The following is a 16,787-nucleotide window of genomic DNA, read 5'->3' on the forward strand; positions in this document are numbered from 1 at the left end:
GCTTTCGCGCGATCCTCCCCGCACACTGGAACGGCCGCGATGAACCTCGATCACCTGCAGCGCAACTGGGACGACCTGGGTGCTACCGACCCGCTCTGGGCCATCCTCGCCTATCCCGACCGGCATGGGAACAAGTGGACTCCGGAGGAGTTCTTCGCCACCGGCGAGGAGTGGCTCGGGGGCTACTTCGATATCCTCGACGGCCTGGGTATGGCGCCCGCTCGCCACGAGCGTGCCCTCGACTTCGGTTGTGGGGCCGGCCGTCTCACGCGGGCGCTCGCCGGTCGCTTCGTTCACGCCGACGGCGTCGATGTGGCGCCGAGCATGATCGAGTTGGCCGAGAAGTTCCACGCCGACGACCCTCGGGTCGCCTTCCACCTCAACGAGAAGGCCGACCTCGGGCTGTTCGCCGACAACACTTTCGACTTCATCGTCAGCATCGTCGTCTTCCAGCACATGAGCAACGACCTGAAGGCGGCCTATCTGCGCGAGTTCGTGCGCGTGCTGCGCCCGGGCGGGATCGCGATGTTCACCGTCCCGAGCCACGCCGACCTGAGCCCGATCGGCATCGTGCGGCGCCTGCCGAACCCGGTTCAGAACGTCTACCGGCGGCGGCGCTACGGCTACGACGCGGTGATGGAGTTCCACACCTTCCGGCGCGCGAAGGTCGAGAAGGAGTTGCGCGCCGCCGGTGGCCAGGTCGAGGCGGTCATCCCCGAGGACACCGCCGGGCCGCCGTTTGTGTCTTATGTGTATGTCGTGACCAAGCCGGAGTAGCGACGGGGCCATCAGCCCCCACAGTCGTCGTGGCGACGACCCGCCGGCGGAGTCGGCCACGGACCCGTGGGGGCCTGCGCCACATACACCAGGCCGGAGGCGAAGGCGACGCGCTTGGCGATCAGCCGGTCGATGCGGTCGATCGGTTTGGGGAAGAAGGCGGGCACCCCGAGCCGCTGGGTGACCGTGAAGCCGTAGCGCTCCAGGATCTCCCCGAGCGCCCGGTGGGTGAACACCTTCAGGTGGCCCTGCACCTGATTGCCCTGCCCGAGGACCCGGTGCCGCCGGCCCAGCGAGATCTCGCTGGAGGTCTCGGTGCCCAGCGGTTGGACGCCGAGCGGCACCAGGATGCGATTGGCCCAGGAGACGAGATTCGGAGTTGAGACGATCAGCGTGCCGCCGGGCTTGAGGACTCGGCGGATCTCGCGCAGGAAATCGTCGGGGTTCGGCACGTGTTCGATGATCTCCCCGGCGATCACGCACTCGAAGGTTGCGTCCGGGATGGGCAGCGCCTGGGTCACGTCGGCGCGCACGTAGTCGAAGCGCTCGTCGGTGACGTCGTCATAGACGTCGACACCGGCGAGGCCGGTCAGGCCGCGCCGGGCCAGCAGGTCGAGCAGGAAGCCGCGGCCACAGCCGATGTCGAGGGTGCTGGCGGGGGCTTGGGCGGTCACCAGGTCGATGATCAGCGCCAGTCGCGGGTCGACCCGGGAGATATAGGTGACGTTGTCGCGGTAGTAATCCTCAAAGCTCATCGCCGGTCCCCGTTGTCCTCGCCCAGATCGCCGTCGTCGGTAAGGTCGCCGTCGTCGGTAAGGTCGCCGTCGTCGGTGCGGGCGTCGTCCGCGCGGGCGTCATCGGTGAGCGAGTCGCCCGACCCCTCGTCGGGCGTTGCGGCGGCCGGCGCAAGACCCGCGTGCGCGACCCCGGCGTGCACGGCCCCGCCGACATAGAAGGCGAGCCCGACGAGTAAGGCCGATCCGACGAGGACCCCAAAGGCGGTGGCCCGCAGCCCTTCCGGAACCGACCCGCACTGCCCGCGCACGAGGGCATCGGTGACTGGGCTGAGCGGGGTGCCACAGCGGATCTTTGCCCCGTCCGCCCCGTGGACGACGATCGGGAGCAGGAGTTTCGTCACGGCATACGTGAAGCCACCGATGGCCGGGAGCAGGGCCCACATGACGAGGGGACGCCGGCGGCCCAGTGGTTTGGCCAGCATCTCCCCCACGACCAGCACGAGCAGGGCCGCCACGATCAGCCCAAGGGCGATGCCCCGGAACCGGCCGACCGACCCGTCGCAGACGAGGCGGGCCAGGTCGTCGGAGGCGGGTGCCGCGGCGCTGCCGCAGCCGAACGGCTGGAAGTTTTGGCCGGGGACATTGATCGGGCGCAGCCAGACGACGGCGCTCGCCACAGTCAACAGGGCGGCGACCGCCCGGAACGCACGCAGGAACCGCTCGACCACAACGGAATCCGAGGGGAGGGGTGCGGCCGGCGCAGCGAGGGGGGTGCCGACCGCCGTGGGCGAGGCGTCGGTTTCGGACATTGGGGGGCTCGTTCCTTGTGCGCGGCGCCGGGGTGCGCCATACGAATCTTCCGGCAGGTCATCGTAGTTGACCCGGCCCGCGCCCTCGTCGCGTCATAATCGACGCCGACCAACTCGGGGAGCAAAGTGATGGCGGATGGAACGTCCCGCGACGGGACGCGGGAACTCGCCCGTTCGGGCATCGCCCTGGCCGGGGCGACGTTTGCCTCCGGCATCCTCGGCTACGCCTACATCCTGATCCTCACCCGGGCGCTGGGGCCGAAGCAGTATGGCGCGCTCGGCGCCCTCCTCGGGCTGTCGGTGATCTTCACCGTCGCCTACACGGCGATCCAACTCGAGACGACCCGGCTGGTCGCGATGTCACCGCGTCGTCCGCGCGGGTGGATCTATCGGCGCGCCCTGATCGTGTCGGTGGGGACCGCGCTGGTGATCCTGGCGGCGTCGCCAATCATCGTGTCGGTGCTGCGGCTGCCCTCGTACGCGCCCGCCGTCGCCCTGGCCGTCATGATGATCCCGCAGACGTTCCTGGGGGTGCTGTTAGGCGTGTTGCTCGGCCTGGGGCGGACGGTCGCCTTCGGGGTGCTGCTGACGACGTCCGGGGCGAGCCGAGTCGTGGCGGCCGTGCTCGCGGCGGCGTGGGGGGGCGGGCCCACCTTCGTGCTCACCGCCTCGGCCGCCACCGCCACGGCGGTGCTGGTGCTCGGGGCGTGGCTGTTGCGCGGGGCGCCGACTGTCGCGGGCGTGGCGGACCTTCCCGGGGAGCGGAATTGGGCCGGAATGGTGCGGGCCAGCACGGGAGCCGGGGCGCTGCTCGTGCTCCTCAACGCCGACCTACTGGCCGCCCGGGCGGTATTGCCCGACACGGAGTCGGGCTGGTACGCCTTCTTGACCGTCTTCGGCCGCGTCACCTTCTGGGGAACCAACTTCATCGCGTTGTGGGTGTTCCCGCACGAGGCGGCGCGGGGTTCGGTGGCCAAGGCACGGGCATACGCCCTGATCGCCGTGGCCGTCCTCGGCGCCCTGGCCTGCGGGGCGGCGGCCGTGTTGGGCTCGGTGATGACTCGGGTGCTGGCCGGCGACGACTACGTCGCGGCCGCGTCGTATGCGCCCGTCTTCGCCGTCGCCGGCAGTCTGATGGCGGTCATCCAGCTGGCCACCTATGTCGATGTGGCTCGGGCGCGGCACGTCCTCGGGCTCGTCGCCTGGGCCGGTGCCGCGGTGCTGGCGGCGCTCATCTATTGGGTGGCCCCGCGGACCATCTCCGGAGCCGTATGGAGCGCCGTCGCTGTCCTGGCCGTGGTCGCCGCCGCGGGCGTATGGGGCATGCGCTCCCCCGCAGCCACACCCTCTCGTCCGAACTTGAGCACGCCTTAACGACTTGAGCACGTCCTGTAGGACGTGCTCAAGTCGTTAAGGCGTGCTCAAGTTCGGACGAGGCGCGGTGTTAACCCAGCAGGCGAGGCTCGATCCGCTCCTCGGTGACGCTGCCGTCGGGCTGGCGGGCGACGACGTACGCGCCCTTGCCGGGGGTCTCGGTGACCGCCTCGACGACCTGGATGCCGTGATAGACGATGCCGACACCGTCGTCGGTGCAGTGCGTGACGCCCAACGTGCCGTCCGCGACCAGCGCGTGGATGGTCGGGCGGCGCCGCGCTTCGCTGTCATAGTGCACGCCATTGCCGTAGGGCAGCAACGCCAGGCCGTTGGTGACCGCTCGCAGTTGCGGCCCGAAGGAGTCGGTGCAACCGCCTTGGTACCAGCAGATTGACCCCGCCGACACCCCGGCGAGTACGACACCGCGCTCCCACACCCGTCGAAAGACCGGGCGCAGGTCGTGCACGTCCCAGACGGCGAGCAAGTTAGCGACGGAGCCTCCGTTGACCCAGATGACGTCTTGGGCAGAAAGATGGCCCTCAATGTCGTCCAGGTTCGGCATCGGGAACAGGTGCAGGTGCGTCTGCTCAAAACCCGCGATCCGGGCCGCCTCATCCAGTTCGGATGCGAACCACCGCGGGTCGCCGCTGGCCGTGCCCAGCACGCACACTTTCGGCCGCCGGCCGGAGACACCCGAGAGCGCGACGGCGTGGTGCACGAGGTGGTCGTACTCGACCCGGGTGCGCTCCCCATAGCGGTAGCCGCCGGAGGTCGCGAGGATGGTGGGCTGGTCCGCGGGCATGGCGCTCACCCTACGTGGGCGCCACACCCCATCGCCGACCGATTAGTGACCGGCGTCGTGCCAGGAGCGGCCGATCCCGACCGAGACGTCGAGCGGCACGCTGATCTCACCGGCGGCCGCACCCATCTCGCGGCGAACCAGCGCCTCGACCCGATCCGCCTCTCCCGGAGCGACCTCGATGACCAGCTCGTCGTGAACCTGCAACAGCAGGCGGGACGACAGGCCGGCCTCGGCCAGCGCCCGGTGGGTGCCGAGCATCGCGACCTTCATGATGTCGGCGGCGCTGCCCTGGATCGGGGCGTTCAGGGCCATCCGCTCGGCCATCTCGCGGCGCTGCCGGTTGTCGCTGGTCAGGTCGGGCAGGTAGCGGCGACGGCCGAGCATCGTCTCGGTGTAGCCGGTGGCCCGAGCGTCCGCCACGACATCGCGCAAGTAGTCGCGCACGCCACCGAAGCGGGCGAAGTATTCGTCCATCAACGCGCGGGCCTCCTCCACCGGGATCGTCAACTGGCGGGACAACCCGAAGGCGGACAACCCATAGGCCAGGCCATAGGACATCGCCTTGACCTTGGAGCGCATGGCCGGCGTCACGTCGGCGGGCTCGACGCCGAAAACGCGAGAACCCACGAACCGGTGCAAGTCTTCGCCGGTCCGGAAGGCCTCGATCAGGCCCGCATCACCGGATAGATGCGCCATGATCCGCATCTCGATCTGGCTGTAGTCGACCGACATCAACGACTCGTAGCCCGGCCCCACGACGAAGGATTCGCGGATGCGGCGCCCCTCGTCCGTGCGGATCGGGATGTTCTGGAGGTTGGGGTCCTTCGAGGACAGCCGTCCCGTCGCCGCGATCGTCTGCTCATAGGTCGTATGGATGCGCCCGTCGTCCGCCACCGACTTCAGCAGGCCCTCGACGGTGACCCGCAGACGGGTCGCGTCCCGGTGGCGCAACAACGCCTCCAGGAAGGGATGCTCCGTCTTGGCAAAGAGGTCCGCCAGTGCCTCCGCGTCCGTGGTCCACCCCGTTTTGGTGCGCTTGGTCTTAGGCATCCCGAGCGTGTCGAACAGCACGACCTGCAACTGCTTCGGCGACCCGAGGTTGATCTGCTCGCCACCGATCGCGTCATAGGCGTCCTCTTGCGCCCGCTCGACGGCATCGGCGAAGTCCTTCTCCAAACCCTCAAGATGCTCGATGTCGACGGCGATGCCCGTCTGCTCCATCTCGGCGAGCACTCCGACCAGCGGAAGCTCCACCTGCTGCAGCAGCTCGGTCCCGCCCGCGGCCTCCACCTGGCCGGCGAGCTCGGTGCCGAGATCCAGCACCGCCCGCGCCCGGACGGCAGCTGCATCGATCTCGGCCTGGTCGTCGGCGCCGAAGTCGAGCATGCCGTCTTGCGCCCCGGACTCAGCGCGCAGGTCGCGCCCGAGCATTCGCAGCACGAGGTCGGCGAGGTCGAAGTCGCGCTGGTCCGGCTTGACGAGGTATGCCGCGAGCGCCGTGTCCTGGTCCAGCCCCTTCAACTCCCAGCCGCGCGCGCGCAGCGCGTGCATCGGCCCCTTGGCGTCATGCAGGATCTTGGGTGCCGACTCATCCGCCAACCACGCAGCTAGCGCGGCCTCACCCGCCGGATCGAGCGGCGTCACATCGACATACGCCACCGGTCCCTCAGTCGGCGCCAGCGCCAAGGCACCCACATCACCAGTGCCCCGGGCCCACGACCCCACGACGTGCACCCCCACCGGGCCCGCGCGGCCCGGCCCCGCGAACCAGGCCGGCACATCATCCCCGGAAAGGACCGTCGACTCGATCTCGAAACCGCCGTCTGCCTCGACAGCCGCCGTGTCGAAGGTCGTAAACAGCCGCTCGCGCAGGACGCGGAACTCCAGGGCGTCGAAGACCTCGTGCACCTTTTCGCGGTCCCACATGGTGCGCTGAAGTTCGTCCAAGCCGACACCCGTGTCTAGATCGCGCACGAGTTGGTTGAGCCGCCGGTTGCGCAACACCTGATCCAGGTGCGCGCGCAGCGCGTCGCCGACCTTGCCGCCGATCTGATCGATGTGGGCGACGATGCCAGTCAGCCCGTCATATTGCGTGATCCACTTCGCCGCGGTTTTCGGACCCACCCCCGGTATGCCGGGCAAGTTGTCACTCGACTCCCCCACCAAGGCGGCGAGGTCGCTATAGCGCTGCGGGGGAACGCCGTATTTCTCGGTCACCTTGGCCGGGTCCATGCGCCATACCTCCGACACGCCACGGACGGGATAGAGCAGCGTGACGCGATCCGAGACGAGTTGAAAGGCGTCGCGGTCGCCCGAGCAGATGACGACCTCCATGTCCCGCTCGGTTGCCTGGGTGGTCAAGGTCGCGATGATGTCGTCGGCCTCGAAGCCGGGCACTTCGATCCAGCGGATCTTCAGGGCGTCGAGCACCTCCCGCAGCAGCGGCAATTGGCCGGAGAACTCGCTCGGGGTGGCCGACCGGCCGGCCTTGTACTCGGCATACTCCTGGGCACGAAAGGTGTCGCGGGAGACATCGAAGGCCACCGCGAGATGAGTCGGGTCCTCGTCCCGCAGGACGTTGATGAGCATCGAGGTGAAGCCATAGACCGCATTGGTGTGTTGGCCCGTCTTGGTCGAGAAGTTCTCCGCGGGCAGCGCGAAGAAGGCCCGATAGGCCAGGGAATGACCGTCCAACAGCAGCAATCGACTCACGCATGGCAGCCTATGGCCCATGACCGACAGCCTCGACTCCCTGACCGAAGACCAGAAGCTCGCCATGGTGCGCGGGCTCGCCGCGGGCACCCTCATCGAGCGGATGGGGATCGAGTTCGTGGAGATGAGCAAGGAGCGCATCGTCGCCACCATGCCGGTGGCCGGCAACACCCAGCCGTATGGCCTGCTCCACGGCGGCGCGAGCGTGGTCCTGGCCGAGACCTTGGGTTCATTCGGCGCGGTCCTGCACGCCGGCCCGGAGCGCGTCGCGGTCGGCATCGAGATCAACGCCACCCATCATCGGGCGGCCCGCTCCGGCCTGGTCACCGGTGTCGCGACCGTGCTCAGCGCCGGGAACACGATGGTGTCCTACGAGATCGTCGTCACCGACGAGGACGGCAAGCGATGCTGCACCTCGCGGCTGACGTGTTTGATCCGCGACCTGCCGCCGGGTGCGAACGGGGCGGCCGGCTAACCCGCGGCGGGACGGCGCAGGGTGAGCCGTGGCGCGACCTGAGCAGTGTCGATCCCGGCGCGAGCGCGCAGCGTCCGGCGCTTTCCGAGCAGGACATCCCGGGCGGCGGCATCGGAGCCCGCCAGTTTGCGGCGCAGAACCGACGTCGGCACGGCCCGCCTCGTCACGGTCGAGGTGAAGCCAAGCCGCGCGAAGAATCGGTTGCTCAACTTGTCGGTGGTCGAGACGTTGGCAAAGATCACATCATGGCCCTGGCTCTCGGCCAGCTTGGCGACACCGCCAAGAAGTGCCGCGGCGACCCCTTGACGACGGGCACCCGATACGACATACAACTCATCGATCGCTAAGGCGGCGGGCTCGATCAGGCCCTGGTTGCGCGTGTTGACCACCACGAACCCGACGGGGCGGCCGTCGAGGGTGGCCAACAACGCGCTCGTGCCGGGTCGGGCGAGGGCCTCGCGGATCCGGCCCGCATTGGCCGCCCGAGCTGCCAAGTCGTGACTCATCCCCGACACCAGCGCGGACTCGATCCACAGCGTCGCGAGGACGCCGGCATCGACGGCTTTGGCCTTCGTCACACTGAGGTGCGGGCGCGCCACGGGAAGCTCCTGTCGCGAGGATGTGAATGGTGCGGGTCGTCCGGAAGGGCCGCTGCCCGAACCGGGTTACCGAACTCTAGAGCAGACGTCGCCACCGACGAAAGGGCTGTCTGGCGGTGAATCCGCTCACCCTCCGACGCGGTGGGGCGGGCGTGACCGATGTGACGAAAGTGCTGATCAGTGAGGCGGTTGCTTCAGGCCTTGTCGATGCCCGCGATGACGGCTTCGGCCACCTCGCGCATGCCGAGTCGTCGGTCCATCGCGGTCTTCTGGATCCACCGGAAGGCATCGGATTCGGTCAGCTTGAGCTTCTTCATCAGGACGCCCTTGGCTCGCTCGACAGCCTTGCGCGTCTCCAGCGCTTCGCCGAGATCGGCGACCTCCTGCTCAAGGAGCTTCAACTCGCGCCAACGCGACAGGGCGATGTCGATGGCGGGCGAGAGGTCGGCGGCGGTGAACGGCTTGACGATATAGGCCATCACCCCGGCGTCCCGGGCGCGCTCGACGAGCTCCGCCTGGGAGAAGGCCGTCAGCATGATCACCGGGCACAGCCGCTGCTTGCCGATCTCCTCGGCGGCCGACAACCCGTCCATGACGGGCATCTTGACGTCCATGATCACCAGGTCGGGCTTCAGATCCAGCGTCAACTCGACGGCCTGCTCACCATTGCTGGCCTGGCCGACCACGTCATAGCCCGCCTCGCCGAGCAGTTCGACGAGGTCGAGGCGGATGAGCGCCTCGTCCTCGGCGACCACGACCCGGCTCGCGGTGCCGCCAGGAGCCGTCTCCGACTTCGTCATGAACATCCTCACCGAGTGTCGTCAATCGACCCCCCACCTGGGTGTCGATCGGTGTGCCGAGGGCGGGACTTGAACCCGCACGCCTTGCGGCAACGCATTTTGAGTGCGCCGTGTCTGCCATTCCACCACCCCGGCTGGGCAAGGTGCAGCATACCCGCTGCGCGGGCGGGACCGCGTCCGGGTCCGCCGCGGCCCGCCTCAGCCGTCGTTGCTTCCGAAGGCGCCCGTCCGGCCGACCGCGTCGCCAACCGCGTGCACCCGCAACGCATTTGTCGTTCCGGCGACGCCGGGGGGCGACCCCGCGGCGATCACCACACGAGCGCCCTCGGGGCAGCGGCCGTGGTCCAGCAGGGCCTGGTCGACCTGCACGGCCATGTCGTCCGTATGCCGCACATTCGGCACCAGGAACGTCTCCACGCCCCAGGTCAGCGCGAGTTGCGAGCGCGTTGCGGGCCATGGCGTGAACGCCAACATGGGCTTGGCCGGCCGCAACCGGGCAAGCGCCCGCGCCGAGCCGCCGGTCGTGGTGAATGTGACCAGATAGTGCGCCCCGACCCGCTCCCCGATATCGGCCGCCGCGCGGGTGATGGCGCCCGAGACGGTCTGGGCCGGGTAGGTCAGCGGCGCGATCCGGTCGAAGCCCTGGTCCTCGGTGTTCTCGATGATGCGCGCCATCGTCGTGACGGCCTCGATCGGGAAGGCTCCCATCGACGTCTCCCCCGACAGCATCAACGCATCGGCACCATCGAGCACCGCATTGGCGGCATCGGAGGCTTCCGCGCGAGTGGGTCGCGGGTTCTCGATCATCGACTCCAGCACTTGCGTGGCGACGATGACCGGCTTGGCGTTGCGGCGCGCGATCTCGATGGCGAGCTTTTGCACCAGCGGCACCTGCTCCAGCGGCAGCTCGACGCCGAGGTCGCCGCGGGCCACCATGATGCCGTCGAAGGCCTCGACGATCTCCTCCAGGTTGGCGACCGCCTGTGGCTTCTCGATCTTGGCGATGACCGGCAGGCGAATGCCTTCCTCGTCCATGATCTCGTGCACCCGGTCAATGTCCTCGGCGCTGCGCACGAACGACAGCGCGATCCAGTCGGCCCGCAGGTGCAGGGCCCAGCGCAGGTCCGCCTCGTCCTTCTCCGACAAGGCCGGGACACTCACGGCGACGCCGGGCAGGTTGATGCCCTTGTTGTTGGAGACGGTGCCGGCGACGACGACCTCGCAGACGACATCGGTGTCGGTGACCTCGACGGCGACGAGCTCGACCTTGCCGTCGTCGATCAGCAGGGTGTCGCCGGGGTGGACGTCACCGGCCAACCCCTTGTATGTCGTGCCGACAAGATGCTGGGACCCGTCCACCTCGCGCGTGGTGATGGTGAAGCGGTCGCCGTTGACGAGTTCCACGGGTCCCCCGCTGAACCTGGTCGTGCGGATCTTCGGCCCCTGCAGGTCCACCAGGATCCCGACGGCGCGGCCGGTGACGTCCGAGGCTCGGCGCACCGCGGAATAGACCGCGGCGTGGTCGTCATAGGAGCCGTGCGAGAGATTCAACCGGGCGATGTCCATGCCTGCCGCGACGAGGTCGTGGAGGCGCTCCGGGGAGTTGGTGCTGGGGCCGAGGGTGCAGACGATCTTGGCGCGACGCATATACCCAATTCTATGGGTGCCGGCCGAATCGAGTGGCGTGGGCCACACCTTTGAGACGGCGCGTCAGGCCATCAGCGGTCGATCGGTCGGATTGATCGGGCGCGGCAGGGCCGAGGCACCGGTCAAGAAGGCGTCGACCCCGTGGGCGGCGGACCGGCCCTCGGCGATCGCCCACACGATCAGCGACTGACCGCGGCCCGCGTCGCCCGCGACGAAGACACCCGGCACCGACGTCATGAAGCTCGCGTCCCGCTGGACATTGCCCCGGGCATCCAGCGCGACGCCGAGCTGCTCGACCAGGCCGGCCTGCTGCGGCCCGAGAAAACCCATGGCCAACAAGACCAGTTGCGCGGGCAGGATGCGCTCGGTGCCCTCGACGGGTTCGAACCCCTTCTCCCCCATTTGCACATCACTGACCCGCAGGCCGCTGACTTGGCCGTTGGCGTCCTTGAGGATCTCCTGCGTCGACACGGCATACAACCGCTCCCCGCCCTCCTCATGGGCGCTCGCGACGCGGAAGATCATCGGATAGGTCGGCCAGGGCTGCGAGCCGGGCCGGTCGGCGCCCGGCTGGGGCATGATCTCCAAGCTGGTGACCGACCTGGCGCCCTGCCGGTGCGAGGTGCCGATGCAGTCCGCGCCGGTGTCGCCGCCGCCGATCACGATGACGTCCTTGCCGGTGGCGGTGACCTGGTCGGTGACCGTCTCACCGAGCGCGCTGCGGTTGGCCGGCGGCAGGAAGTCCATGGCCTGCAGGACGCCACCGGCATCCCGGCCGGGCACCGGCAGGTCGCGGGGCGCCGTGGCCCCGATGGCCAGCACCACCGCGTCGTAGCGGTCGCGCAGTTGCGTGCCGGTCACGCTGCCGCCGACGTCGACGCCGCAGCGGAAGCGCGTCCCCTCCGCCTCCATCTGACCGATGCGCCGATCCAGGACAGATTTCTCCATCTTGAACTCCGGTATGCCGTAGCGCAGCAGCCCGCCGGGCTTGTCCGCCCGTTCGTAGACCGCCACCGTGTGCCCCGCCCGCGTCAGCTGCTGGGCGACGGCGAGCCCGGCCGGGCCGGACCCGACGACGGCCACCGTCTTGCCGCTGAGGCGGTCCGGCGGCTGCGGGGTGACATTGCCCGCGGCCCACGCCTGCTCGATCGTCGTGACCTCGACCTGCTTGATCGTCACGGCCGGCTGGTTGATGCCGAGCACGCACGCGGTCTCGCACGGCGCCGGGCACAGCCGCCCGGTGAACTCGGGGAAGTTGTTGGTGGCGTGCAGACGCTCGATGGCCTCACGCCAGTCCCCGCGCCAGGCTAGATCGTTCCACTCCGGGATGAGGTTGCCCAGTGGGCAGCCGGAGTGACAGAAGGGGATGCCACAGTCCATGCAGCGCCCCGCCTGGCGACGCAACTGCGCGAGGTCGGTCTCCTCATACACCTCTTTCCAGTCCTTGATCCGGACGGCAACCGGCCGGCGCGTGGGGAGTTCGCGCTCGCGCGTGGTGAGAAAGCCGTGTGGGTCAGCCACGAGATGCCTCCATGATTCGGTCCCAGACGACATCGCCGTCCAGGTCGAGCCCCTCGGACTCGGCGGCGGCGCGCACATCGAGCACGCGTTGGTAGTCGCGCGGCAGCACGAGCCGGAAGCGCTCGAGTGCCGACGGCAGATCGGCGAGCAGGGCTGCGGCGAGCGCCGAGCCGGTGTGCTCGTGGTGGCGGCGCAGCAGCGACTCGACCACCTCGGCGTGCGCTCCCGCGACGGGCAGGATGTCGACGAGTTCGCGGTTGACGCGGTGTTCGGGCAGGTCGAGGACATAGGCATAGCCGCCGCTCATCCCGGCCGCGAAGTTGCGCCCGATCCGGCCGAGGATCAGCACCGTCCCACCGGTCATGTACTCGCACGCATGATCGCCGACGCCCTCGACGACGGCGGTCGCGCCCGAATTGCGTACGCAGAAGCGCTCACCGGCCGTGCCCCGCAGGAAGATCTCGCCGGTGGTTGCCCCATAGCCGATGACATTGCCGGCGATCACATTGTCGGCGGCCACGAAGGTCGACTCCGGGGCGGGGGTGACGATGAGCCGGCCTCCGGAGAGACCCTTGCCGACATAGTCGTTGGCATCGCCGACGAGCCGCAGCGTCACTCCGGCGGGCAGGAAGGCCCCAAACGACTGCCCGGCTGAGCCGGTCAGGGTCAGGTCGATGCTGCCGTCGGGCAGCCCGCCGACGTGTCGCCGGGTCACCTCGTGGCCGAGAAGGGTGCCCACCGTCCGGTTGACATTGCGTATGGCGAGCGTCCCCCGAGCCTGTTCCCCGTCGTCGAGCGCGGGGCGAGCCAGGGCGATGAGCTGGTGGTCGAGCGCCTTCTCGAGTCCGTGGTCCTGGCTGATGCTCTGGTAACGCGTCGTGCCCTCGGCGGGGATCGCCTCCTGCAGCAGCGGCGCCAGGTCGAGGCCGTTGGCCTTCCAGTGGTCCACGGCCGCCGAGGTGTCGATGGTGGCGACCTCGCCGATGGCCTCGGCGATCGAGCGGAAGCCCAGCGCGGCGAGGTGTTCGCGAACCTCCTCCGCGATGTACTCGAAGAAGGTCTCGACGAACTCCGGCTTGCCGGTGAACCGGGCGCGCAGCTCGGGGTTTTGCGTGGCAACGCCGACCGGGCAAGTGTCGAGGTGGCAGACACGCATCATGATGCAGCCGCTGACGACGAGCGGGGCGGTCGCGAAGCCGAACTCCTCGGCGCCCAGGAGCGCCGCGATCACGACGTCGCGGCCGGTCTTGAGCTGGCCGTCAACCTGGACCACGATCCGGTCGCGCAGGCCGTTGAGCACCAGGGTCTGCTGCGTCTCGGCCAAGCCGAGTTCCCACGGCCCACCCGCGTGCTTGAGCGAGGTCAGCGGCGACGCGCCCGTGCCACCGTCGTGTCCGGAGATGAGCACGACATCCGAGTGCGCCTTGGAGACGCCCGCCGCGACCGTGCCGACACCGACCTCGGCGACGAGCTTGACGTGGATGCGCGCCTCGGGGTTGGCGTTCTTGAGGTCGTGGATCAGTTGAGCCAAGTCCTCGATCGAGTAGATGTCGTGGTGCGGTGGGGGTGAGATCAGGCCGACCCCAGGGGTCGAGTGCCGCGTCTTGGCCACCCACGGATAGACCTTGTGGCCGGGCAACTGCCCGCCTTCACCGGGCTTGGCGCCCTGGGCCATCTTGATCTGGATGTCGTTGGCGTGAGTCAGATAGGCCGAGGTGACACCGAACCGGCCGGAGGCCACCTGCTTGATCGCCGAGCGGCGCTCCGGGTCGAGCAACCGATCCAGGTCCTCGCCGCCCTCGCCGGTGTTGGAGCGGCCGCCGAGTCGGTTCATCGCAATGGCCAACGTCTGGTGCGCTTCGAGGCTGATCGAGCCGTAGCTCATGGCCCCGGTGTTGAACCGCTTGACGATCTCGGTGACCGGCTCGACCTCCTCGATCGGCACCGGTGGCCGCAACCCCTCCTTGAAGGCGAACAACCCGCGCAGGGTCATCAACCGCTGCGCCTGATCGTCGATCCGCGCGGTGTACTGCTTGAAGATGTCGTAGCGCCGCTGGCGCGTGGAGTGCTGGAGCCGGAAGACCGTCTCGGGGTCGAACAGATGGGGCTCGCCTTCGCGCCGCCACTGGTATTCGCCGCCGACCTCGAGGCGGCGATGCGGCAGACGCACGCCGTCCGTCGGGTAGGCCGCGGCATGCCGCGCCGCGCACTCCGCGGCGATCACCTCGAGACCCACCCCACCGAGCTGGGAAACCGTCCCCGTGAAGTAGGCGTCGACGAGTTCCTGCGACAGCCCGATCGCCTCGAACACCTGGGCGCCGCGATAGGAGGCGACCGTGGAGATGCCCATCTTGGACATGACCTTCAAGACGCCCTTGCCGAGGGCCTTGATGAGGTTCTTGACGGCCTTCTCGCCCGTCACTCCGGTCAGTGCGCCGGAGCGCACCAGATCCTCGACAGATTCCATCGCGAGGTAGGGGTTGACGGCCGCCGCGCCATACCCGATGAGCAACGCCACGTGGTGGACTTCCCGCACGTCGCCGGTCTCGATCACGAGGCCGACCTGGGTGCGGGTCTTCTCCCGAATCAGGTGGTGATGAACGGCCGAACACAGGAGAAGCGACGGGATCGGCGCCAGGTCGCGGTTGCTGTCGCGGTCGGACAGCACGACGAACCGTGCCCCGCCGGCGATGGCCGCGGACACCTCCGCGAAGATCTCCGCCAGCCGCGCCTGGAGCGCCTCCGCACCGCCGTGCACGTCATACAGACCCTTGATCACGGCCGTGGCGTAGCCGGGCAGGTCGCCGTCGGCGTTGATCCGGATGATCTTGGCGAGTTCGTCGTTGTCGATCACCGGGAACGGCAGGACGAGTTGGCGGGCGTGCGCCGGGGTTGCCGTGAGCAGGTTGCCCTCCGGACCGACGGCGACGCCGAGGGAGGTGACCAGTTCCTCGCGGATGGCATCCAGTGGCGGGTTGGTCACCTGGGCGAACTGTTGGGTGAAGTAGTCGAAGAGCAGCCGCGGCTTGCTCGACAGCACCGCGATCGGGGAGTCGGTCCCCATGGATCCCAATGCCTCGATGCCGGTGCGAGCCATCGGCGCCAGGATGATCCGCAATTCCTCCTGGGTGTAGCCGAACGTCTGCTGGCGCCGGGCCACGGACTTGGCCGTATGCACGATGTGCTCGCGTTCGGGGAGTTCGCCCAGTTCGATCAGACCCGCGTGAAGCCAGTCGGCGTAGGGAAGCTGCGTGGCCAGCGCCGACTTGACCTCTTCGTCCTCGATGATGCGCCCCTGCGCGGTGTCGACCAGGAACATCCGGCCCGGCTGCAGGCGACCCTTGCGCACGACGGTCTCCGGGGCCAGGTCGAGGACGCCGGCCTCGGAGGCGAGGACGACCAGGCCGTCCTCGGTGATCCAGTAGCGCCCCGGACGCAGGCCGTTGCGGTCCAGGACCGCCCCGATGAGAGTGCCGTCGGTGAAGGTGATGCACGCGGGGCCGTCCCACGGCTCCATCGTCAAGGAGTGGAACTCATAGAACGCCCGACGATCGGGGTCCATCTCCTCGTGGTTCTCCCACGCCTCCGGGATCATCATCAGGACGGCGTGCGGCAGGGAGCGTCCGCCGAGATGCAGGAGTTCGAGCACCTCATCGAAGGATGCCGAGTCCGACTGGCCGGGCGGGCAGATCGGGAACAACCGTTCGAGATCGCCGGGGATCAGGTCGGACTGAAGCTGGGATTCGCGCGCCGCCATCCAGTTGCGGTTGCCCTTGACCGTGTTGATCTCGCCGTTGTGCGCAATCAGCCGGTAGGGGTGTGAGAGCGGCCACGACGGGAAGGTGTTGGTCGAGAACCGGGAGTGGACCAGGGCGAGTTCGGTGGCGAACCGCTCGTCGGACAGGTCCGGGAAGAACGGCTCCAACTGTCCGGTGGTGAGCATGCCCTTGTAGACCACGGTGCGGGCCGACAGCGAGGCGACATAGATGTCGAGTTCGCGCTCGGCGCGCTTGCGCAGGCAATAGGCACGACGATCCAGGTGTATGCCGCGCATCGCGCCATTGCTCGCGCCGACGAAGAGCTGGGCGAAGTGCGGCATACAGTCGCGGGCCGCGGCGCCGACGAGCTCGGGCAGGTGCGGCACATCACGCCAGCCGAAAACCTCCAGGCCCTCCTCGACGGCGAGGTCTTCGATGCGGGCCATGGCCCGGGCGCGCTCGTCGAGGTCGATGGGAAGAAAGACCATGCCCACGGCATACGAGCCACGAGCGGGCAGGGTGAACGGCACGACGCCGCGAAGGAAGGCGTCGGGGACCTGCGTCAGGATGCCGGCCCCATCGCCCACCAACGGGTCGGCGCCGGTCGCGCCGCGGTGGTCCAGATTGGTCAGGGCGGTCAACGCGTGCCGCACGATGTCGTGCCCGGCCGTGCCACGCAAGGTGGCCACCATGGCCACGCCACACGCATCGTGCTCGTTGGCACCCCGATAGAGGCCCGAATCTGGGGGAAGGGCGCTGAAGGGCAGGCGAGTCAT

At 68.8% G+C, this 16,787-nt stretch carries 12 protein-coding genes and 1 tRNA gene; 3 read left to right on the forward strand and 10 right to left on the reverse strand.

What is annotated here, in order from left to right; all coding sequences use genetic code 11:
- The first annotated feature begins 39 nt into the window (after positions 1-39).
- Complete coding sequence (locus tag BN13_RS05000; protein WP_048544932.1) at positions 40-777, forward strand: class I SAM-dependent methyltransferase; 738 nt, start codon at positions 40-42, stop codon at positions 775-777.
- 11 nt (positions 778-788) lie between these two features.
- On the opposite strand, the gene BN13_RS05005 is transcribed toward BN13_RS05000, so the two are convergent.
- Positions 789-1,532: a class I SAM-dependent methyltransferase gene (locus tag BN13_RS05005; RefSeq protein WP_048544934.1), complete on the reverse strand. Its 744-nt coding sequence runs from the start codon at positions 1,530-1,532 to the stop codon at positions 789-791.
- Positions 1,529-2,323 carry a hypothetical protein gene (locus BN13_RS05010; protein WP_048544936.1) on the reverse strand — a complete coding sequence of 265 codons (795 nt, stop codon included), beginning with the start codon at positions 2,321-2,323 and terminating at the stop codon, positions 1,529-1,531. Before BN13_RS05010 ends, BN13_RS05005 begins: the two co-directional genes overlap by 4 nt.
- A gap of 129 nt (positions 2,324-2,452) precedes the next feature.
- On the opposite strand from BN13_RS05010, the gene BN13_RS05015 reads away from it, so the two are divergent.
- Positions 2,453-3,697, forward strand: coding sequence for a polysaccharide biosynthesis protein (locus BN13_RS05015; protein ID WP_048544937.1), 1,245 nt, complete (start codon positions 2,453-2,455; stop codon positions 3,695-3,697).
- 70 nt (positions 3,698-3,767) lie between these two features.
- Here the strand turns inward: BN13_RS05015 and BN13_RS05020 are convergent, their stop codons facing one another.
- The gene (locus tag BN13_RS05020; protein ID WP_048544940.1) at positions 3,768-4,499 is read right to left on the reverse strand and encodes a Type 1 glutamine amidotransferase-like domain-containing protein; all 732 of its coding nucleotides are present in this window, start codon (positions 4,497-4,499) and stop codon (positions 3,768-3,770) included.
- Positions 4,500-4,541: 42 nt separating this feature from the next.
- Positions 4,542-7,211: a DNA polymerase I gene (gene polA, locus BN13_RS05025; protein ID WP_048544942.1), complete on the reverse strand. Its 2,670-nt coding sequence runs from the start codon at positions 7,209-7,211 to the stop codon at positions 4,542-4,544.
- A gap of 19 nt (positions 7,212-7,230) precedes the next feature.
- Between polA and BN13_RS05030 the strand changes: the two genes are divergently transcribed.
- Positions 7,231-7,686, forward strand: coding sequence for a hotdog fold thioesterase (locus BN13_RS05030; RefSeq protein WP_048544945.1), 456 nt, complete (start codon positions 7,231-7,233; stop codon positions 7,684-7,686).
- On the opposite strand, the gene BN13_RS05035 is transcribed toward BN13_RS05030, so the two are convergent.
- The 6 genes from BN13_RS05035 to gltB all read right to left on the reverse strand — a co-directional run bounded on the left by BN13_RS05035 (position 7,683) and on the right by gltB (position 16,787).
- A complete protein-coding gene (locus tag BN13_RS05035; RefSeq protein ID WP_048544947.1) occupies positions 7,683-8,285 on the reverse strand; it encodes a GNAT family N-acetyltransferase in 603 nt (200 codons plus the stop codon). The two genes, BN13_RS05030 and BN13_RS05035, sit on opposite strands and share 4 nt — an antisense overlap.
- A gap of 194 nt (positions 8,286-8,479) precedes the next feature.
- Complete coding sequence (locus tag BN13_RS05040) at positions 8,480-9,085, reverse strand: ANTAR domain-containing response regulator (RefSeq protein ID WP_053079861.1); 606 nt, start codon at positions 9,083-9,085, stop codon at positions 8,480-8,482.
- A gap of 54 nt (positions 9,086-9,139) precedes the next feature.
- Positions 9,140-9,220, reverse strand: a tRNA-Leu gene (locus tag BN13_RS05045).
- A 63-nt stretch (positions 9,221-9,283) separates the two neighbouring features.
- Entirely contained in the window at positions 9,284-10,732 is a 1,449-nt protein-coding gene (gene pyk / locus BN13_RS05050; protein ID WP_048544951.1) for a pyruvate kinase, read from the reverse strand.
- A 63-nt stretch (positions 10,733-10,795) separates the two neighbouring features.
- On the reverse strand, positions 10,796-12,253 hold the full coding sequence (locus tag BN13_RS05055; RefSeq protein WP_048544953.1) for a glutamate synthase subunit beta: 1,458 nt from the start codon (positions 12,251-12,253) through the stop codon (positions 10,796-10,798).
- Complete coding sequence (gene gltB / locus BN13_RS05060) at positions 12,246-16,787, reverse strand: glutamate synthase large subunit (protein WP_048544955.1); 4,542 nt, start codon at positions 16,785-16,787, stop codon at positions 12,246-12,248. The genes BN13_RS05055 and gltB overlap by 8 nt, the downstream gene beginning before the upstream one ends.

The sequence above is a fragment of the Nostocoides jenkinsii Ben 74 genome (genome assembly GCF_001046875.1).
Taxonomy (GTDB): Bacteria; Actinomycetota; Actinomycetes; order Actinomycetales; family Dermatophilaceae; genus Nostocoides_A; species Nostocoides_A jenkinsii.